Genomic DNA, 19,708 nt, shown 5'->3' with positions numbered 1-19,708 from the left:
CGGCTCGGTCGTCATGACGCGGGCCAGGCGGGGAAATCATCGGAGCCGGGGCGCAGGGTGAGCGGCAACCCGAAGGCCGGGAAGAGGTGGGGCTCGAAGGAGGTGATCTCGACGATCCTGCCGTCCTCGACGCGCAGCACGTCGAGCACCTGCGCCCGGTAGACCGCGGTGCCCGGCCGCTGCACGTACCCGCCGAGCGCCGGCTGCCGGTTCGCCCGCGTCGGCAGGTGCCGCCACCGGCCGAAATAGCGCGGCGAGGCGGGGTCGAACGTCGGCTCCATGAAGGACATGATCGCGTCGCGGCCCCCGAACCACAGCGGGTTCGGCGGCATGGTGATCCGGGCGTCCTCGCTCAGCATGTCGACCATCGCCGAGGTGTCGCCCCGCACGGCCGCGTCCACGTACCGGCGCAGGATGTCCTCCTCCTCACGCGTGAGCCCGTTTCGCCGCGTCCAGTCCGGACGGCGTCCGGGCAGGTGCTCGCGCATGGCCGGCCTGGCCCGCTGCAAGGCGCTGTTGACCGAGGCGACGCTCATCTCCAGCATCTGGGCGGTGTCGGCGGCCGGCCAGCCGAGCACGTCACGCATGACCAGCACCGCCCGCTGACGCGGCGGCAGGTGCTGGATGGCCGCCAGGAACACCAGCTCCATCGTCTCCCGGGACACCGCTGCGGCGTCCGGCCCGAGCTCGGCGGAGGGGATCTCGTCGAGGAGACGGTCGGGGAACGGCTGCAGCCAGGCGAGCATCGGCGGCGCCTCCACACCGGCCGTCGGCGGCACCGGCGAGGGGCCGTACGGCTGCGGGCGGCGGGTGTTGCGCCGCAGGAAGTCCAGGCAGGCATTGGTGGCGATGCCGTACAACCAGGCGCGCAGGGTCGAGCGTCCCTGGAATCCGTCGCGGCGGCGCCAGGCGCGCAGCAGCACCTCCTGGACGAGGTCCTCCGCGTCGTCGAACGAGCCGACCATCCGGTAGCAGTGCACCTGGAGCTCGCGCCGGTGCGGCTCCACCAGCCCCGCGAACGTCCATTCGTCCCCCGACCGGACGGCGTCCAGCACATCGGCGGATTCCGTCACGTTCTCCGCCGTGACGATATCCGTGGTCTCTTCGGGAGATGGCGCGACGGTCTCCCCGGCCTCGTCCGGAGATGGCGTAACGCGCGCCGGCGTGACGGTTTCCCCGGCCCGCGTGGCCTCCCACGCGATCGTGGCGATGCGGCGCAGCCTGCCGACCGAGGACGACAGGGCCGTGACGTCGGCGTAGAACGGCTCGGGCAGCTCGGGGGCGAGTGCCTGGGCGCGCCGCCGGATGTCGTCGATCAGCTCGTGGACGCCGTCCCCGCCGGTGGCCTGGCGGGAGCGGTAGGCCTTCTGGCGGCAGGCGGCCGAGCAGTACAGCGAGGCGCGTCCCGGCCTGCCGGTGACACGCGGCAACGCGCGACCGCACGTCCGGCAGTTCTCGTCCGGCATCCGCCCACCGCCCTCCGACCTCGCCGCGTCACCGCCCGGCTCCGCGTCCCTGACGGCGGAGGCCGAGCGTCAAGGGTACGCGTGCCGGGCGCCCTGAGCGCGGCGTCCACCTGCCCGGCCCGGGCAGGTGGACGCGGCGGGGGCTCAGGTGAGAGCGGGCTCGGGACCGGCCGCGGGACGGACCGCGGCGGGGGCCTCGTCCAGGGGCTGCGGCGGGGCGGTGAACACCGCCTCGTCCAGACGGCCCTCGGAACGGGCGACCAGGACGGGCACCACCATCTGCCCCGCGACGTTGGTCGCGGTACGGATCATGTCGAGGATCGGGTCGATCGCGAGGAGCAGCCCGACGCCCTCCAGGGGCAGGCCCAGTGTGCTCAGGGTCAGGGTGAGCATCACTATCGCGCCGGTCAGACCGGCGGTCGCGGCCGAACCGACCACGGAGACGAAGGCGATCAGCAGGTAGTGGCCCACGCCGAGATGGATGCCGAACACCTGGGCCACGAAGATCGACGCGAGCGCGGGGTAGATCGCGGCGCAGCCGTCCATCTTGGTGGTCGCCCCGAAGGGCACCGCGAAGGAGGCGTAGTCGCGGTCCACTCCCAGACGCTCGGTGGTGACCCGCTGGGTGAGCGGCATGGTCCCGACCGAGGACCGGGAGACGAAGGCCAGCTCGATCGCGGGCCAGGCCTTGCGGTAGAAGGTGAGCGGGCTGACCTTGCCGACGAAGGCGAGCAGCAGCGGGTAGCTCACCAGGAGCACCAGCAGGCAGCCGATGTACACGCCCGCGCTGAGCTTGGCGAGCGGGGCGAGCAGGTCCCAGCCGTAGCTGGCCACCGACTTGCCGATCAGACCGGCGGTGCCGATCGGGGCGAGCCTGATGACCCACCACAGGCCCTTCTGGACCAGTTCCAGGATCGACCGGCTGAAGGCGAGGAACGGCTCGGCCTTCTCGCCGACCGCGAGGGCGGCGGCGCCGATGACGACTCCCAGGAAGACGATCTGGAGGACGTTGAGCTCGGTGAAGGCGGTGACGATGTTGGTCGGGATGATGCCGGTCAGGAAGTCCAGCCAGGTCCCGGCGCCCTCGAGGTCGACGGCCTTGGCCCCCGCGGTGGAGATGGTGACGCCCAGGCCGGGGTTGAGGATCAGGCCGAGGCCGAGCCCGAAGACCACCGCGATCAGCGAGGTGACCAGGAACCACAGCAGCGTCTTGCTCGCGAGCCTGGCGGCGCCGCTGACGTTGCGCAGGTTCGCCACGCTGACGACGACCGCGGTGAAGACCAGCGGCGGGACGGCGAGTTTGAGGAGCTGGACGAAGATCTTGCCGACTTCGGTCAGGGTGGCGGTGAGCCAGGTGACGTCACCGGCACGGGCGACGAACCCGAGGACGACGCCTATCACCAGACCGAGTAGCAGTTGCAGGGAGAAGGAGACTCTTTTCACGAACGCGCTCCGGTGGAAGGGCATGCCGACGCACGGGTGGCATGCACGGGAGGAGAAGGGGGGCGGGAACGGCGTTCAGGGACACAGACGACTGTTCAGACGGCACAGGTCGACGTGCAGGCGCTCGACGAGCCACACGATCACCGGGATGAACCTCACGAGGCGATCAAACCTCTCTAACTGGTAGGAAAATTCCGGTTTGCCCTGTGATCCGTATCACATTCCCGTGCACGGGAGAAGCCTTCATCGGCCCGCGCGCGAGCCTTTGCGGAATCACGGAATCAGCGGGGCGGCGGAGGGTAGCTTGGGCCGGGTGCCCACCGCCCCCGATCCCCCGTCGACTCGCGAGACCGGACCCCCGGGAAGGCTGGCCTGGCTGGACGCCCTGCGCGGCGTGGCGGCGCTCGCCGTGGTGGCCGAGCACCTGCCGTGGGCGCTTCCGCCGCTGCGCCCCTACTGGTTCAGCCTGGGCGTCTACGGCGTGATGGTGTTCTTCCTGGTCAGCGGGTACATCATCCCGGCCTCGCTGGAGCGGCGCGGCGACCTGCGCGCCTTCTGGTTCAGCAGGCTGTTCCGTCTCTACCCGCTGTACCTGGGCGTCTGCGGGCTGGTCGTGGCGCTGTCGTGGTGGGTGCCGCTGCGCGAGGCCGTGCCGCGCGACGGATCGGCGGTCGCCTCCCACCTGACGATGCTGCTCGACGTGCTCGGCCTGGGCGGCGTGGCGGACACGATGTGGACGCTGTCCTACGAGATGGTCTTCTACCTGCTGGTCACCGCGCTGTTCGCGGTGAGGCTGCACGAGCGCAGCGGCCTGTTCGCCGTGCTGTTCGCCGCGGCGTCAGTGGTGGCGGGAGCGGCGCTCGCCGCGGCGCCGCTGCCGGGCGGGCCGCTCGCCTACGCCTCGGCGGCGGTGTTCACGGCCGGGCTCGCCTGCGTGATGTCGGGCAGATTCCGTACGGCGGCCGCGTGTGCGCTCGGGCTGATGGCACTGACCCTGCCGGTGCTGAGCGGGCGGATCCCGTGGCTCGGACTGACGATCCTGGCCGTGATGTTCACCGGGACCGCGATCCGGCGCTGGGAGCAGGGCACGGGCACACTGCGGCCGGTCGCGCTGGCCGCCGCGCTGGTGGCGCTGGCGCCCGTCTGGGCGGTCGAGGCGGGATGGTGGTGGGTCGAGCCGGGCGTGTGGATCACGACGGTCGGAGGGGCGGGGCTGACGTTCGCGGCCGCGATGGCGCTGCGCGGACGGCCGATGCCCCGGCCGCTGACCTCGCTGGGCCTGATCAGCTACTCGCTCTATCTGGTGCATCACCCGCTGTTCACGTTCCTGCGCGAGCTGATCGGCGGCCTCGGCGGGGCGCCGCACGTCGTGCAGGCCGCCGTCGCGGTGGCGGCGGTGGCGGCGAGCGTGCTGGTGAGCGTGCTGACCTACCGTTTCGTCGAGCGCCCGATGCAGGACCTGGGACACCGCCTGGGCCGGTCCCCGGCCGGACGCCCACCCGAGACGCCCGCCCCCACCCGCGACATGGCCCGCCATACGAACTGAGCGGTGTTGGCGCGGCGCGGCCACGCGGGTCGCCGTGACGGCGCGCCGGTGTGACGTGCGTCACCGGACGCGGGTGTCACAAAGCGGCGGCGACCGGCATCTTGTGCGTGTGACAAGGTTGAGAGCGAACAGGCAGGAGCCGGGTGTGAGCGAGCGGGAGACGGACGCGGTCGAGCCGGTCGCTCACGAGGACGGCGTGAACTCCGCGACGGAGACGTTCGTCACCCACCGCAACCTGCTGTTCACCGTCGCATACGAGATGCTCGGCTCGGCCGCCGACGCCGAGGACGTCCTGCAGGAGACCTGGCTGCGATGGGTGGACGTCGACCTGGAGACGGTGCGGGACCGGCGTGCGTACCTGGTCCGGATCACCACTCGTCAGGCGCTGGGCCGGCTGCGCACGCTCGCCCGGCGTAAGGAGTCCTACGTCGGCCCCTGGCTCCCCGAACCGCTGCTGACCGCCCCGGACGTGGCCGAGGACGTCGAGCTGGCCGACAGCGTCTCGATGGCGATGCTGCTGGTGCTGGAGACGCTTCAGCCGACCGAGCGGGCGGTGTTCGTGCTGCGCGAGGTGTTCGACCTGGACTACGACGAGATCGCCGAGGCCGTCGGCAAGAGCCAGGCGGCGGTCCGCCAGATCGCCCACCGGGCACGGTCACACGTCGCCGCCCGCCGGCCACGCGGGATCGTCTCGGCGACCGAGACCCGCGAGGCGCTGGCGGCGTTCCAGCGGGCGATCGAAACCGGCGACCTGCGGAACCTGCTCGGCATCCTCGCACCGGACGTGGTCTTCGTGGGTGACGGCGGCGGCCTCGCGCAGGCCGCGCCGGCGCCCATCACCGGCGCCGACCGCGTGGCCCCCCTGGCCGCTGGGCTGAGCAGGTTCGGCGCCGCGCTGTCGCTGCAACCGGCACAGGTCAACGGCTACCCGGCGCTGATCCTCCGGCTCGACGGCGAGGTCGACACCGTCATGGCGGTGCGCATCGACGACGGCCTCGTCACCGGGCTCTACGCCGTGCGCAACCCCGAGAAGCTGTCGTACATGGAGCGCGAGACCATCCTGCACCGCTGACCTCTCGGGTTCCTCGCCGTCACCGTCGGGTGACACCCCAGGACGGGGCCGCCGGCCCGCGCATCGCCGATGATCGCCTGCGATAACGTGGCTCCGTTCTGGGGGAACACCCCGCCGCGGCGCCGGTGACTCCCCTGCTCGTCTGCGACAGCACTCGGGAGACACGAATGACCACCACACCCCCGGTCACCCTGGACGACGTCCACGACGCCGCCGCGCGCCTCAAGGGCGTCGCCCACCGCACCCCGGTGCTGCGCTCACGCACCCTGGACGCCCTCGTCGGCGCCGAGGTCCATCTCAAGTGCGAGAACTTCCAGCGGGTGGGCGCGTTCAAGTTCCGCGGCGCCTACAACGCCATCTCCCGGCTGTCGGCCGACCAGCTGGCCAAGGGCATCGCCGCCTACTCCTCAGGCAACCACGCCCAGGCCGTCGCCCTGGCCGCGCGCGAGCTGGGCAGCAGCGCGGTCATCCTCATGCCCGAGGACGTCCCGCGGTCCAAGGCCGACGCGGTCGCCGGGTACGGCGCCGAGATCGTCACCTACGACCGCTACACCGGTGACCGTGAGGCCATCGGGGCGGCCCTGGCCGCCGAACGGGGTCTGGCGCTGGTCCCTCCCTACGAGCACCCCCACGTGATCGCTGGGCAGGGCACGGCCGCGCTGGAGCTGATCGAGGAGGTCGGCGACCTCGACGCGCTGCTGGTGCCGGTCGGCGGCGGCGGACTGATCGCCGGCTGCGCGACGGCCGCCAAGGGCCTGCGCCCCGGGATCCGCGTGGTGGGCGTCGAGCCTGAGGCCGGTGACGACACCAAGCGGTCGCTGGAGGCCGGTCGGCGGGTCGAGATCCCCATCCCGCGCACGATCGCCGACGGCCAGGCCGCCGGCATTCCCGGCGAGCTGACGTTCTCCATCAACCGCCGGCTCGTCGACGAGATCACCCTGGTCACCGATGACGACATCCGCGCGGCGATGCGGCTGGCGTTCGAACGCCTCAAGATCGTAATCGAGCCGAGTGGCGCCAGCGCCCTCGCCGCCCTGCTGGCCGGACGCGTCCAGCCGGTCCCGCCGCGCGTCGGCGTCGTCATCTCCGGCGGCAACATCGGCGCCCAGCGCTTCGCCGAGCTCTACGCAGGTTGATACCGAGGGGCCCTGCTAGCGGCGCACCAGGCCCGCCTCGTAGGCGGTGATCGCGGCCTGCACCCTGTTGTTCAGGCCGAGCCGCGCCAAGATGGCGCTGACGTGCCCCTTCACCGTGCCCTCCGACAGGAACAACTCCCGGCCGATCTCCTGGTTGGACATCCCCTCGCCGACCAGGGCCAGCACCTCCAGCTCCCTCGGGGTCAGCGGCTCGATCCGTCCGCGGGCCTCGGCGGCCCTGGAGAGCCTGGCGCCGTTCAGCCGCGCGATGACCTTGCGGGCGATGCGCGGTGACAGGTACGCCGCGCCGCCGGCCACCGCCCGCACGCCGACGATCAGCTCGCGGGGGTCGGAGGCCTTGAGCAGGAAACCGGACGCGCCCTCCTCCAGTGCCCTGGCGACGTAGTCGTCCTCGTCGAAGGTGGTCAGCATGACCACCGCCACCTCCGGCGCGGCGGAGCGCAGCTCGGCCGCGGCGGCCAGGCCGTCCAGGCGGGGCATGCGGATGTCCAGCAGCGCGACGTCGGGCCGGTGCGCGCGCACCAGCTCGACGGCCTCGCGGCCGTCGCCGGCCTCGGCGACCACCTCGATACCGGGGTCGGTGACCAGGATCGACCGCACCCCCGCCCGGATCATCGCCTCGTCGTCCGCCAGCAGCACCCGGATCATCCGCTCGTCCCGTCCGTGCGTCATCGTCCCCGCTTCCCCGTCCACCCGTGCCGTCGGTCCGCCCATGTCATCGGCCGGTCCCGTTCCGCTCCCCGTCGAACGGCAGCCGTGCCGTCACGGCGAATCCGCCGTCGAGAGGGCCGGCGCGCAGGGTGCCGCCGAGCAGGCGCACCCGCTCGCGCAGCCCCTCGATGCCGCTCCCGTTGCCCGACGGCGCGAGCGGCGCCGCGCGGAGCGTCCCCGAGTCGCTCACCGTCACGGTGATCCCGTCACGGGCCTGTTCGATGTGGACGAGCACGTCGGCGCCGGGCGCGTACCGGGCGGCGTTGGTCAGTGACTCCTGCACCACCCGGTGGGCGGCCCTGTCGACCAGCGGCGGAAGCGCCTCCCGCTCGCCGTCGTGGCGCAAGGTGACGGCCATGCCGGCGGCGCGCGCCCGCTCCACCAGCGCCTGGACGGACTCCTCCGCCGGCTCGGCCGGAGCCGGCCCCGTCTCCCGCAGCACCGCGACCGTACGGCGCAGCCGGTCGGCGGCGGCCACCGCCCCCGTCCGCAGCTCGGCCGCGGCCTCGCGCGCCTGCTCCGTCATGTCGGAGGCCAGCTCCAGCGCCCCGGCCCGGAGCGCGATCAGCGCCAGGTCGTGCCCCAGGGAGTCGTGCATGTCGGCGGCGATGCGGGCGCGTTCGCGGAGCCTCGCGCGTTCGGCGACGTACTCCTGCTCCCTCTCGAGCCGGGCGACCCGTTCCAGACCGGCCTTCACCAGCTCGGCCTGCTGCCGCCGGAACCGCCCGGCCAGCCACGGCAGCACCACGAACAGCCCCAGGGTCATGAGGGCACCGACCCCGGCCCAGAAGTCCAGCACGACGAGGACGGCTCCGGGGACCGCGGCGGTGGCCAGGACCAGCCAGGCGCGCCGCGCGGGCAGGTGGCGCCCGTGGAGGTAGGCCGCCACGGCGAGGGCCAAGAAGAAGAACTGCCGCCAGAGCGGGATGTCGGTGAGGCTGTATCCGTTGAGCAGCCCGAGCCCCGCGATCGCGGCAAGGATCGCGCCGTTTCTCACCTCGCCGACCCTACCGACCGTGACCTGATCAGTCGCATGCGGGAGAACCTAGCCGACCTCGCCGCCGCCGCGGATCCGCCGACCTTCCGGGAGCACCCCTGACGAAAGTCAGGGGTGCTTCTGCGGAAATCCATTTGCCCCCGGCCCCTCCCAGGGCGGGATCATGTGCGGATGAGTCTCTCCGTCATCTCCGAGATCCCGACCGGGCCCGTGGCCGTTCCCGCCGAGGTCGCCGCGCTGGCCGGTGGCGGCACGCTCACCCCCGTGTGGCGCAACGTGCTCGGCGGCCTGACGTTCCGCCTGGAGGCCGAGGGCGAGGGCACCCGGTACGTCAAGTGGGTCGCCGCCGGCACCCCGGGGATCGACCTCTCCCGAGAGGCCGAGCGGCTGACCTGGGCACGGCGATGGGTGACGGTCCCGGAGGTCCTGCGGCACGGCAGCGGCGAGGCCGGCTCGTGGCTGGTCACCGCGCAGGTCCCGGGCGTCTCCGCGGTCGATCCCCGCTGGCGCGCCGAACCGGAGACCGCGGCCGCCGCGATCGGCCGGGGACTGCGCGTGCTCCACGACACCCTTCCGGTCGAGGACTGCCCGTTCGACTGGAGCGTCGAACGGCGCCGGGCCCGCGCCGACGAGCGCATCGCCGGCGGCGGGGGCCCGTCCGGCTGGTCGCCCGAGCATCGCCATCTCGGCCTCGCCGACGCCCGGAAGCGCCTGGGTGATCCTCCGCCCGTCGACCGCCTGGTCGTCTGCCACGGCGACGCCTGCGTCCCGAACACGCTGCTGCACGACGACGGCACCTTCGCCGCGCACGTGGACCTCGGCTCGCTCGGCGTGGCCGACCGGTGGGCCGACCTGGCGGTGGCGGCGTGGAGCACCGAGTGGAACTACGGGCCGGGCTACGACCACATCGTGTACGAGGCCTACGGCGTCGCCCCCGACTCCGAGCGCATCGCCTATTACCGCCTGCTGTGGGATCTGTCCTGACACTCGCTGCGGAGGATCATGTCCTGCTCGACGTGGCCCGGCGGGTGGTGAGGGCGTCGAGCAGGCCGGGGAAGGCCTCGTCCATCTCGGCGCGGCGCAGGGCGTTCATCCGCGAGGTCCCCACGTAGTACTGCCGGATCAGGCCCGCCTCGCGCAGCACCTTGAAGTGGTGCGTGGCGGTGGACTTGCTCACCGCCATGTCGAACCCGCCGCACGCGATGTCCTCACCGGCGGCGTCGAGCTGCGTGACGATGCTCCGGCGGACCGGGTCGACGAGGGCCTCCAGCACCTGCTGCAGGTCGAACTGCGCCATCTCTGGGTGCGGCGGGGTACGTTCCACGGCTCAATAGTACGACACGCATCGAAGTTTGACGACGATCGTACTTCTCTGCTTCAGTGGAGCCCGTTCCCGACTAGCGAAGGACGGCGACATGGCAAGGACAGTGCGGTTCCACGAGATCGGCGGCCCCGAGGTGATGCGGCTGGAGGACCTGGAGACCGGCGATCCGGGACCGGGCGAGGTACGGATCCGGGTGGACGCCATCGGGGTCAACCGGGCGGAGGCGCTGTTCCGGACCGCCCGGTACATCGAGCCGGTCGAGCGACTGCCCGCCAGGCTCGGCACCGAGGCCGCCGGCGTGATCGAGGCGGTCGGCCCGGGGGTGACCGGGTTCGAGCCGGGGCAGGCGGTCAGCGTCCTGCCGGCCTTCTCCCAGAACGACTACGGGGTGTACGCCGAACAGGCGATCGTGCCGGCGACCGCGCTGCTGCCCCGCCCGGACGGAGTGGACGCGGTGGCCGGGGCGGCGGTGTGGATGCCCTACCTCACCGCCTACGGCGCCATGGTCGAGGTCGGCGGCATGCGGGCGGGGGACGTCGCCGTGCTCAACGCGGCCTCCAGCAGCGTCGGCCTGGCGGCGATCCACACCGCCGTCCGCCTGGGCGCCACACCGATCGCCGTCACCCGCACCCGCGCCAAGCGGCAGCGGCTGATCGAGGAGGGCGCGGCCGAGGTGATCGTCTCGGAGGAGGAGGACGTCGCGGAACGAGTGCTGGAGCTGACCGGCGGCAGGGGCGCCGAGTACGTCTTCGACGCCGTCGCCGGACCGGGCGTGCTGGAACTCGGCCGGGCCGTGGCCGCCGGCGGGACGCTGTTCCTGTGGGGCGCGCAGAGCGGGCAACCGACCCCCTATCCGGGGTTCGACCTCGGCATGCCCGCGCTCAACATGCGTACGTACACCGTGCACGAGATCACCAGGGACCCGCAGCGGCTGCGCCGCGCCGCCGCGTTCGTCGCCTCAGGCCTGCGCTCCGGATCCTTCCGCCCGGTGGTGGACCGCCTGTTCCCCTTGGAGGAGATCGTGCAGGCACACCGGCACATGGAGTCCAACACCCAGGTCGGCAAGATCGTCGTCACGGTGTCCCACTGACGGTCAGGCGCCGCGGCGCCGGCCGCCGTACGACGCCCTCGACGATGTAGAGGGCCTGGCCCCGGGGCTCTGGGGCCTCATGGGGTGGTGCGGGGGCGCTGCTCGAGCAGCGGGGTCGCCGCGGCGGTCGCCAGCAGTACGACGACGGCGATGAGCAGGCTGGTGCGCAGCCCGTTCAGGAAAGTGGCGTGGCGCGCCAGCAGGGCGCCGAAGACGGCGACGGCCAGGGCGCCCCCGATCTGGCGGGCGGTGTTGAGGATGCCGGCGGCGACCCCGGCCCGGTGGACGGGCACACTGTCGAGGAGCCGTGCGGTCAGCGGTGGCATGATCAGCGGGCCGCCGAGGCCGACGGGGATCATCAGGGTGGCGACCGCCCAGAGCGGCGCCGTCGCCGGCAATGCCGCCAGGGAGATCATGCCTGCCGCCATCAGCAGCAGCCCGCCCGTGATCGAGGCCCGCAGGCCGACCCTGCGCACCAACCGTGTGGAGGCCGGTGTGAGGAGTCCGGAGAAGGCCATCATCGGCAGGAACGCCACCCCGGTGGCCACCGACGACAGGCCGCGCGACTGTTGGAAGTACAGGCTGAACAGGAACGGCATCCCGTAGAAGCCGATCATGAAGGTGAAGCCGACCGCGACGGCGATCACCATGGTGCGGTCGCGGAACATCTCCAGCGGCACCATCGGATGCGCGGCGCGGGCCTCGATCATGAGGAAGCCGGTCAGGCCGGCGACCGCGACCGCCAGGGCGGTGAGCACGCGGGGGCTGGTGAAACCGTCCGCGCCGGCTTCGATCACCCCGTACGTCAGCCCGCCCATCGCCGCGATCGCGGCGATCTGACCGGCCCGGTCGAACGGCACCCTGCGGTGCGGCGACGGCGTGATCCGCGCGAGCGGAAGCAGGGCGGCGACGCCCACGGGGACGTTGATGAAGAAGATCAGCCGCCAGCTCAGCTCGGTCAGCGCACCGCCCACGAGCGGACCGGCCGCTGCGGCCGCTGCCCCGCCCATCGCCCATACGGCCACCGCACGGGCTCGGCGGGCCTGGTCGTCGTACGCCTCCCTGATCAGCGCCAGCGTGGTGGGCATCACCACCGCCGCTCCGGCGCCCTGAACGAAGCGGGCGGCCACGAGGGGCCCGAGGCCGGGCGCCAGGCCGCAGGCCGCGGAGGCGGCGACGAACACCGCCAGGCCGGCACCGAAGGCCCGACGGGCCCCGATCCGGTCCGAGAGGGCGCCGGCCGACAGCAGCAGCGCGGCGAACATCATGGTGTAGCCGTCCACCACCCATTGCAGGCCGGTCATCCCGCCTCCCAGGTCCTCGCGGATACGGGGCAGGGCGACGTTGACGATCGTGGCGTCAAGGGTGATCACGAAGAAGCCGACCACGGCGGCGGCGAGGGCCGCGACCGCGTGACGGCCGCGGTCGCGGATTGCCGGGGCGGCCGCCGGCCGCTGGGTGGTGGGCACGAAGTTCTCCCAACGGGTGAGGGGACGGGTCAGGGGGCCGGGGGCCGATCGCGGCGCGGCGACGACACCGAAGACGGGTCGCCGCGCCGGCGGCGCTCCCACCGGCCTGCATCCGATGAAACCGCTGGTCACCCGGGTGGGGAAGGTAGAGCCGTTCCAGGTAACGGCAGTACCCCCCAGCTTTTGCACGGGCCGCCTAGCCTGGGGAACGTGGACAGCAGGAACGAGATCAAGGAGTTCCTGGCCTCACGCCGGGCCAGGATCACCCCGCAGCAAGCCGGCCTCCCGGCCTACGGCGGCAACCGCCGCGTCCTCGGCCTGCGCCGCGAGGAGGTCGCCATGCTCGCCGGCATGAGCGTCGACTACTACGTCCGCCTGGAACGCGGCAACCTCACCGGCGTCTCCGAGGCGGTCCTCGACTCCCTCGCCCGCGCCCTGCAACTCGACGAGGCCGAACGCGACCACCTCAACGATCTGGCCCGCGCCGCCAACACCACACCCCAACGACGCCGTCGCGTACCCCAGCAGACACAGATCCCGCCCAGCGTGCAGCGGATCCTCGACTCCATGACCGACGCGCCCGCGTTCGTCCGCAACAGCCGCCTGGACCTCCTCGCCGCCAACCGGCTCGGCTATGCCCTGTACGCGCCCATGTTCCACGACGGGCGGAAGCCGCCGGTGAACATGGCCCGGTTCAAGTTCCTCGACCCCCGGGGCCGCGAGTTCTTCAGCCGCAACTGGGAGGAATCGATGAACAACACCGTCGCGCTCCTGCGCACCGAGGCAGGCCGCACCCCCCACGACAAGGGCCTGACCGACCTCATCGGCGAGCTCGTCACCCGCAGCACGGACTTCCGCACCGCTTGGGCCCGGCACAACGTGCGCCTGCACTACAGCGGCCTGAAGCATTTCCGCCACCCGATCGTCGGTGACCTCACCCTCACCTTCGACGCCATGCAACTTCCCGCACAGCCCTCCCTGAGCCTGACGGCCATGAGCACCGAACCGGGCTCCCCCGACGAAGACGCCCTCAAGCTGCTGGCCAGCTGGGCCGCCACCGACGCGACACTGCCCAGGGAAGTCCTGGACCAGCGCGCCCCGTGACCGGGCTCGCAGGGGGCCCGTGATCCGTGGTCGGCCGGCGAGAAGAATGCCGGGCTTGTCGCCCAGGCTCAGGCCGCGGTGCGGTGGTCGAGGGTGCGGGCGGTGGCGAGCCAGCCCTCGCGGGCGCTGGGATACCGGGGCGCCCAGCCCGTCGCCGTCCGGAATCGGGCGTTGCTCACCCGCAGCGAACGGGTCAGCGAGGTGAGCCGGTCGCCGAAGAGCTCGGCGGCCCTGCCGGGCAGGCGCACCCACATGGCGGTGCCGGCGGCGCGGGCGAGCGCGGCGGCGTACTCGCGCTTGGTCAGCGGTTCGTCGTCGACCACGTTGAACGTCCCCGCGGGCACGGTCAGCGCCGCGACCACGGCGGACGCGGCGTCGGCCAGGTGGATCGAGGAGACGTACCCGCCGGGCCGGCCGAGCACCAGGCCGACGTGGTGGCGGGCCTGGGCGAACAGCTGCTCGCTGTGCTCGGCGCCCGGGCCGTAGAACCAGCCGAACCGCAGGACGACCCCGGCTCCGCCCTGCTCGGTGAACCCGCGCGCGTTCGCCTCGGCCGCCAGGTTGCTCCTGGCCATGGGGAACGGGTCGACGGGTGTGTCCTCGTCGGCCCAGAGGTCCGCCTGGTCGCGGTAGAGCATGGTGACCGACTCCTGGATCACCCGGCCGACCCCGGCGTCGAGAGCCGCGCCGGCCACGGCGCGCGAGCCCTCCTTGCGGACCCGCTCGTTCTCCCGCGACGCCTTGGCGCTCATGAACCGCGACATCGGCGGGATCGCCGTCGCCAGGTTGACCACCGCGTCGTGGCCGGCGAACGCCGCGGCGAGAGCGTCCCGGTCGAACAGTGACACCTCGACCGGGGTCGCTCCCTGGGCCGCCAGCGTCGCCGCCTTGCGCGGGGTGCGGGCCAGCGCGCTCACCGTGTGCCCGGCGCCGACCAGCGCCGGGACCGCGTGACCGCCGATCGCTCCGGTGCCTCCCGTCACGAATACTCTGAGACCCATAGAAAGAGAGTACTCTCTCACTATGGCGAGATCCACTCCAGGCGTCACCCGGCGGCGCCTCATCGACGCGGCGGTCCGGCTTTTCGCGACCAAGGGGTACGCCGCGACCTCGGTGGCCGACATCCAGGTGGCGTGCGGGCTGACCTCCGGGTCCGGGGCGCTGTACAAGCACTTCCCCTCGAAGCGGGCGCTGCTGGAGGAGGCGGTGCGCCGCCACCTGGAGGAGGTCGCCGAACGCAGCCGCACCGCCCTGCTGCCCGATCCCGGCGCCGTTGCCGAGGAGGACGGCCGGGCCGCGCTGCGCCGTATGGCGGAGCTGGTGTGGGACGTGATCGAGACCGACCGCGATCTCATCCGCATCATGCTGCGCGAGTTCGAAGGCTTCCCCGAGCTGTTCGAGCGGATGTGGCAGGGCGTGCTGGCGAGCGTCTACCGGCAGGGCGCCGCCTGGGTCGCCGCGCGGCGGGGCGCGGGCGGCCGCGAGGTGGCCGACCCGGAGGCGACCGCGGCCGTGCTCGTGGCGTCGCTGACGTACTACCCGCTCCTTCGTGTGCTCATCGGGCACTCCCCCGGCGACGTCGAGCAGGAGCGCTTCCTGGCCGCGTGGGTTGACCACGCCGCCACCACGCTGGGCCTGCCGGGGTGAACGCGAGAGGACGTGCCGCCCCCGGCCGTGCTGCAGGGGGCGGTACGCGAGAGCGCGCCGGTCAGCGGCCGATATAGGCCGCCAGGTGCTCGGCGGTGAGCGTGGAGCGGGCGGCGACCAGATCGGCGGGCGTGCCCTCGTAGACGATCCGGCCGCCGTCGTGGCCGGCGCCGGGGCCGAGGTCGATGATCCAGTCGGCGTGCGCCATGACCGCCTGGTGGTGCTCGATGACGATGACCGACTTGCCGGAGTCGACGAGCCGGTCGAGCAGGCCGAGCAACTGCTCGACGTCGGCGAGGTGGAGGCCCGTGGTCGGCTCGTCCAGGACGTAGATTCCGCCCTTCTCCGCCATGTGGGTGGCCAGCTTGAGCCGCTGCCGCTCGCCGCCGGACAGCGTGGTGAGCGGCTGGCCGAGGCTCAGGTAACCGAGCCCGACGTCGGCGAGCCGGCCGAGGATGGCGTGCGCGGCCGGCGTGCGCGCCTCGCCGGCGCCGAAGAACTCCTCCGCCTCGGTCACCGACATCGCGAGCACCTCGCTGATGTCACGGCCGCCGAGGTGGTGGTCCAGCACCGACGCCTGGAACCGCTTCCCCTCGCACTCCTCGCAGGTGGTGGCGACGCCGGCCATCATCGCCAGGTCGGTGTAGATGACGCCGGCACCGTTGCAGTTGGGGCAGGCGCCCTCGGAGTTGGCGCTGAACAGCGCCGGCTTCACGCCGTTGGCCTTGGCGAACGCCTTACGGATCGGGTCGAGCAGCCCGGTGTAGGTCGCCGGGTTGCTCCGCCGCGAGCCGCGGATCGCGCCCTGGTCGATCGACACCACGCCCGCGCCCGCGGGGATCGAGCCGTGGATGAGCGAGCTCTTGCCGGAGCCGGCGACGCCGGTGACGACGACGAGGACCCCGAGCGGGATGTCGACGTCGACGTCGCGCAGGTTGTGCCGCGTCGCGCCACGGATCTCCAGCGTGCCGGTGGGCTTCCGCACCGTCTCCTTGAGGGCGGCCCGGTCGTCGAAGTGGCGGCCGGTGATGGTGCCGCTGGTCCGCAGCCCCTCGACCGTGCCCTCGAAGCAGACGGCGCCGCCCGCCGTACCGGCGCCGGGACCGAGATCGACGATGTGGTCGGCGATCGCGATCGTCTCCGGCTTGTGCTCCACGACCAGCACCGTGTTGCCCTTGTCCCGCAGCCGCAGCAGCAGGTCGTTCATCCGCTGGATGTCATGGGGGTGCAGGCCGGCCGTGGGCTCGTCGAAGACGTAGGTGGTGTCGGTGAGCGAGGAGCCGAGGTGGCGGATCATCTTGACGCGCTGCGCCTCGCCGCCCGACAGCGTGCCCGCCGGCCGGTCGAGCGAGAGGTAGCCCAGCCCGATCTCCACGAACGAGTCGAGGGTCTGCAGCAGCGTGGCGAGCAGGGGCGCCACCGAAGGGTCGTCGATGCCGCGGACCCATTCGGCCAGGTCGCTGATCTGCATCGCGCACGCGTCGGCGATGTTGACCCCGCCGATCCGCGACGCCCGGGCCCCCTCGCTGAGCCGGGTGCCGCCGCACTCGGGACAGGAGGTGAACGTCATCGCCCGCTCCACGAAGGCGCGGATGTGCGGCTGCAGCGCGTCGACGTCCTTGGACAGGAACGACTTCTGGATCTTCGGGATCAGGCCCTCGTACGTCAGGTTGATGCCGTCGACCTTGATCTTCGTCGGCTCCTTGTGGAGGAGGTCGTGGAGCTCCTTCTCGGTGTACTCGCGGATCGGCTTGTCCGGGTCGAAGAAGCCGCAGCCGCGGAAGATACGGCCGTACCAGCCGTCGACGCTGTAGCCGGGGACCGTGAGCGCGCCCTCGTTGAGCGACTTGCCGTCGTCGTACAGCTGGGACAGGTCGAAGTCGGTGACCGTGCCCCGGCCCTCGCAGCGCGGGCACATGCCGCCGGCGCGGGTGAAGGACTCTTTCACCGTCTCCTTGCCACCGCGCTCGACGGTGACCGTGCCGGTCGCCCGGACCGAGGGGACGTTGAAGGAGAACGCGCTGGGTGGGCCGATGTGCGGCCGCCCGAGCCGGCTGAAGAGGATGCGCAGCATCGCGTTGGCGTCGGTGGCGGTGCCGACCGTGGAGCGGGGGTCGGCGCCCATCCGCTGCTGGTCGACGATGATCGCGGTCGTCAGCCCTTCGAGGACGTCGACCTCGGGCCGCGCCAGCGTCGGTATGAAGCCCTGCACGAAGGCGCTGTAGGTCTCGTTGATCAGCCGCTGCGACTCCGCGGCGATCGTGTCGAACACCAGGGAGCTCTTTCCCGAGCCGGAGACGCCGGTGAACACCGTCAGGCGGCGCTTCGGGATCTCGACGCTGACGTCCTTGAGGTTGTTCTCGCGCGCGCCGTGCACGCGGATCAAATCGTGGCTGTCGGCAACGTGCAGCGCAGGCGACTGCGGGTCCGTCATGGCCATGCTGATTGCGTCTCCATCTGTCGGGCGGGGCCGCGTTCGCGGTCTCCGTCGGCGTCGCCTGGCGATATCTGACCAGTTCGAGCAGTATGTCTGAAACCCTTGGGGCGTCGTGCGCGACCCCGAGGGAATGTTCCACGGCCGACCAGGCTAGGCGCGGCCCGGTGACCGGCGCTTCTCCATTTCTGATCGGTCCGATCACCCGGCTTTCGCCGCGAACGTCGTGTAATCGCGGGCGATCGCCTCCGTGGCCGTTCCGGTGACCCGCGGCCCCGGACCCGGCGAGCCCCCCTCCCCCACGGCCGCCGGAGGTCCTCCGGTGCCCGTTCGCGCAGTCGGCGGTTCTGTCACCGGCGGCTGCTAGCCTCCCCTTCATGACCCCGGAAGACCTCGCCAACCTCGCCCACCTGCGCCGGGCGCGGGATCTCATCGACCGTGACTACGCTCAGCCGCTCGACGTGCCGACGATGGCCCGCCGGGCGCTCATGTCGCCGGGGCACTTCTCGCGACAGTTCCGGGCGGTCTACGGCGAGACGCCGTACAGCTACCTCATGACCCGCCGGATCGAGCGGGCGATGGCGCTGCTGCGCGGAGGTATGAGCGTGACCGACGCCTGCATGGCGGTCGGCTGTACCTCGCTCGGCTCGTTCAGCTCCCGGTTCACCGAGCTCGTGGGAGAGACGCCGAGCGCCTACCGCAGCCGGGAGCACAGCGCGGTGGCCGCGATGCCCCCGTGCGTGGCGAAGTTGCGCACCCGGCCGACGAGAATCTCGCCGAGCAGAGCTCGAGAAGCAGGTCGCGACGCCGCCGGACTAACGTTGGCCACATGAGGATCGCACTCCAGTACTGCCATATCACGGTCAACGACCTGGACGAGGCGCTCGTCTTCTACCGCGACGGGCTCGGCCTCGACGTGCGCAATGACGTCGCCGCCGAGGGCTTCCGCTGGGTCACGCTGGGCAGCGCGACCCAGCCGGACCTCGAGATCGTGCTCTCCGAACCGCACGCCGGCCGCTCCCAGGCCGACGGCGACGCCCTGCAACGACTGCTCACCAAGGGCGCCCTGCCGATGACCGTCTTCAGCACCGATGATCTCGAGGCGGCCTTCCAGCGGGTACGGGCGTCCGGCGCCGAAGTCCTGCAGGAGCCCGTCGATCAGCCGTGGGGGCCGCGCGACTGCACGTTCCGCGACCCCTCGGGCAACATGGTGAAGATCCAGCAGGAGATCAAGGCGTGATACCTCCCCGTTCGAGCGCCGCCGGCGGGCCCGTAGCTGGTCAGACCTGGTCGGATCGCCGACCGCCGGCGGCTTCGTAAGGCTGAGGGGCACTGATCTCGGCGGCGGCCCAGCTGGCCAGGAGACGGAGCTTGTCCTCGGAGTCGCCGCCGGGTTCGGTGCCGTAGGCGACCAGGGTGAGGCCGTCGGCGGTCAGATCCAGGGATTCGTAGGTGAGCTGGAGATCGCCCACCACCGGGTGGTGGAAAGGTTTGCTGCCGAGGTGGTGCTGGCGGACATCATGGCGGGCCCAGCGGGCGCGGAAGTCGTCGCTGCGGGTGGACAGCTCGCCGATGAGGTCGGTGAGGTCTTTGTCGTAGGGGTCCCGGCCAGCCTGGGCGTGCAGGAGTGCGACGGTGTCGTCGGCGGCGCGGTCCCAGTCGCCCCAGAACCCGTGGGAGCGGGGGTCGAGGAAGATGAACCGGGCGTGGTTGGGGATGGCGCCGCGGGCCGCCTCGAACATGGGCGCGTACAGGGCACGGCCGAGGATGTTGGTGGCCAGGATGTCGCCGCGGCCGTTCATGACGAAGGCCGGCGCGTCGGTGATGGAGTCCAGCAGCCGCTGCACCGGGGGCCGCACCTGCCTGGAGGCGGGGCGGCGCCGGCGGCGTGGGCCGGGGCTCGCGGCGCGGGCCAGGTCCTCCAGGTGGGTGCGTTCTTCGTCGTTGAGCCGCAGCGCGCGGGCCAGAGCGTCCAGGACGTGGTCGGAGACCCCTGACAGGTCGCCGCGTTCCAGGCGGGAGTAGTACTCCACGCTCACTCCCGCCAGCTGGGCGACCTCGGCGCGGCGCAGTCCGGGGACCCGGCGGGTGCCGTAGGAGGGCAGCCCGGCCTGCTGCGGCCTGATCTTGGCACGCCGGGAGGTCAGGAACTCACGGATCTCGCTGCGGTTGTCCACCCTCCCCAGGCTAGGCGGCCTTCCGCCCCTCAGGGGTGCCCTGCCAGTACACCTTTCACCAGTGCCTTCCT

18 protein-coding genes are annotated in these 19,708 nt (G+C 72.1%); 9 read left to right on the top strand and 9 right to left on the bottom strand.

All coding sequences use genetic code 11. The features are described from left to right. Nucleotides 1-11: 11 nt before the first annotated feature. Together KIK05_RS09300 and KIK05_RS09295 are read right to left on the bottom strand one after the other, a co-directional pair. Nucleotides 12-1,430, bottom strand: a complete 1,419-nt coding sequence (locus KIK05_RS09300; protein ID WP_250562511.1) for a sigma-70 family RNA polymerase sigma factor — start codon at nt 1,428-1,430, stop codon at nt 12-14. A 180-nt stretch (nt 1,431-1,610) separates the two neighbouring features. Beyond that, on the bottom strand, nt 1,611-2,909 hold the full coding sequence (locus KIK05_RS09295; RefSeq protein ID WP_308249833.1) for a dicarboxylate/amino acid:cation symporter: 1,299 nt from the start codon (nt 2,907-2,909) through the stop codon (nt 1,611-1,613). Between the two features lie 313 nt (nt 2,910-3,222). On the opposite strand from KIK05_RS09295, the gene KIK05_RS09290 reads away from it, so the two are divergent. The 3 genes from KIK05_RS09290 (at nt 3,223) to KIK05_RS09280 (ending at nt 6,663) form a co-directional block, all read left to right on the top strand. Continuing rightward, nucleotides 3,223-4,455: an acyltransferase family protein gene (locus KIK05_RS09290; RefSeq protein WP_214410192.1), complete on the top strand. Its 1,233-nt coding sequence runs from the start codon at nt 3,223-3,225 to the stop codon at nt 4,453-4,455. Between the two features lie 145 nt (nt 4,456-4,600). Continuing rightward, nucleotides 4,601-5,527, top strand: a complete 927-nt coding sequence (locus tag KIK05_RS09285) for an RNA polymerase sigma-70 factor (RefSeq protein ID WP_308249832.1) — start codon at nt 4,601-4,603, stop codon at nt 5,525-5,527. 167 nt (nt 5,528-5,694) lie between these two features. Further along, nucleotides 5,695-6,663 carry a pyridoxal-phosphate dependent enzyme gene (locus KIK05_RS09280; RefSeq protein ID WP_214410191.1) on the top strand — a complete coding sequence of 323 codons (969 nt, stop codon included), beginning with the start codon at nt 5,695-5,697 and terminating at the stop codon, nt 6,661-6,663. Between the two features lie 15 nt (nt 6,664-6,678). Here the strand turns inward: KIK05_RS09280 and KIK05_RS09275 are convergent, their stop codons facing one another. Continuing rightward, on the bottom strand, nt 6,679-7,332 hold the full coding sequence (locus KIK05_RS09275) for a response regulator (RefSeq protein ID WP_214410446.1): 654 nt from the start codon (nt 7,330-7,332) through the stop codon (nt 6,679-6,681). A 67-nt stretch (nt 7,333-7,399) separates the two neighbouring features. Further along, nucleotides 7,400-8,392, bottom strand: a complete 993-nt coding sequence (locus KIK05_RS46700; RefSeq protein ID WP_214410190.1) for a sensor histidine kinase — start codon at nt 8,390-8,392, stop codon at nt 7,400-7,402. Between the two features lie 171 nt (nt 8,393-8,563). Between KIK05_RS46700 and KIK05_RS09265 the strand changes: the two genes are divergently transcribed. Beyond that, nucleotides 8,564-9,376: an aminoglycoside 3'-phosphotransferase gene (locus tag KIK05_RS09265; protein ID WP_214410189.1), complete on the top strand. Its 813-nt coding sequence runs from the start codon at nt 8,564-8,566 to the stop codon at nt 9,374-9,376. Nucleotides 9,377-9,392: 16 nt separating this feature from the next. Here KIK05_RS09265 and KIK05_RS09260 read toward each other — a convergent pair whose 3' ends face one another. Continuing rightward, nucleotides 9,393-9,716: an ArsR/SmtB family transcription factor gene (locus KIK05_RS09260; protein ID WP_214410188.1), complete on the bottom strand. Its 324-nt coding sequence runs from the start codon at nt 9,714-9,716 to the stop codon at nt 9,393-9,395. A gap of 91 nt (nt 9,717-9,807) precedes the next feature. Here KIK05_RS09260 and KIK05_RS09255 point away from each other — a divergent pair, with 91 nt between their 5' ends. Then, on the top strand, nt 9,808-10,806 hold the full coding sequence (locus KIK05_RS09255; protein ID WP_214410187.1) for a zinc-dependent alcohol dehydrogenase family protein: 999 nt from the start codon (nt 9,808-9,810) through the stop codon (nt 10,804-10,806). A 77-nt stretch (nt 10,807-10,883) separates the two neighbouring features. Here the strand turns inward: KIK05_RS09255 and KIK05_RS09250 are convergent, their stop codons facing one another. Then, on the bottom strand, nt 10,884-12,275 hold the full coding sequence (locus KIK05_RS09250; RefSeq protein ID WP_308249831.1) for an MFS transporter: 1,392 nt from the start codon (nt 12,273-12,275) through the stop codon (nt 10,884-10,886). A gap of 210 nt (nt 12,276-12,485) precedes the next feature. Here KIK05_RS09250 and KIK05_RS09245 point away from each other — a divergent pair, with 210 nt between their 5' ends. Next, nucleotides 12,486-13,379 carry a helix-turn-helix transcriptional regulator gene (locus KIK05_RS09245; RefSeq protein WP_214410186.1) on the top strand — a complete coding sequence of 298 codons (894 nt, stop codon included), beginning with the start codon at nt 12,486-12,488 and terminating at the stop codon, nt 13,377-13,379. Nucleotides 13,380-13,447: 68 nt separating this feature from the next. Here the strand turns inward: KIK05_RS09245 and KIK05_RS09240 are convergent, their stop codons facing one another. Then, complete coding sequence (locus tag KIK05_RS09240; protein WP_214410185.1) at nt 13,448-14,380, bottom strand: NAD-dependent epimerase/dehydratase family protein; 933 nt, start codon at nt 14,378-14,380, stop codon at nt 13,448-13,450. Nucleotides 14,381-14,402: 22 nt separating this feature from the next. Between KIK05_RS09240 and KIK05_RS09235 the strand changes: the two genes are divergently transcribed. After that, a complete protein-coding gene (locus KIK05_RS09235; RefSeq protein ID WP_214410184.1) occupies nt 14,403-15,026 on the top strand; it encodes a TetR/AcrR family transcriptional regulator in 624 nt (207 codons plus the stop codon). 61 nt (nt 15,027-15,087) lie between these two features. Here KIK05_RS09235 and KIK05_RS09230 read toward each other — a convergent pair whose 3' ends face one another. Continuing rightward, nucleotides 15,088-17,466 (bottom strand): ATP-binding cassette domain-containing protein, encoded by a 2,379-nt coding sequence (locus tag KIK05_RS09230; protein WP_214410183.1) that lies wholly within the window; start codon nt 17,464-17,466, stop codon nt 15,088-15,090. 371 nt (nt 17,467-17,837) lie between these two features. Between KIK05_RS09230 and KIK05_RS09225 the strand changes: the two genes are divergently transcribed. After that, nucleotides 17,838-18,293 carry a helix-turn-helix transcriptional regulator gene (locus KIK05_RS09225; protein WP_214410182.1) on the top strand — a complete coding sequence of 152 codons (456 nt, stop codon included), beginning with the start codon at nt 17,838-17,840 and terminating at the stop codon, nt 18,291-18,293. Beyond that, on the top strand, nt 18,290-18,700 hold the full coding sequence (locus tag KIK05_RS09220) for a VOC family protein (protein ID WP_214410181.1): 411 nt from the start codon (nt 18,290-18,292) through the stop codon (nt 18,698-18,700). The genes KIK05_RS09225 and KIK05_RS09220 overlap by 4 nt, the downstream gene beginning before the upstream one ends. Nucleotides 18,701-18,740: 40 nt before the next feature. On the opposite strand, the gene KIK05_RS09215 is transcribed toward KIK05_RS09220, so the two are convergent. Next, on the bottom strand, nt 18,741-19,637 hold the full coding sequence (locus KIK05_RS09215) for a helix-turn-helix domain-containing protein (RefSeq protein ID WP_214410180.1): 897 nt from the start codon (nt 19,635-19,637) through the stop codon (nt 18,741-18,743). Nucleotides 19,638-19,708 lie beyond the last annotated feature (71 nt).

The organism is Sphaerisporangium fuscum (genome assembly GCF_018531465.1).
Taxonomy (GTDB): domain Bacteria; phylum Actinomycetota; class Actinomycetes; order Streptosporangiales; family Streptosporangiaceae; genus Sphaerisporangium; species Sphaerisporangium fuscum.
The sequence above is the reverse complement of the archived record's forward strand: the minus strand, read 5'-3'. Positions and strand labels throughout refer to the sequence as shown.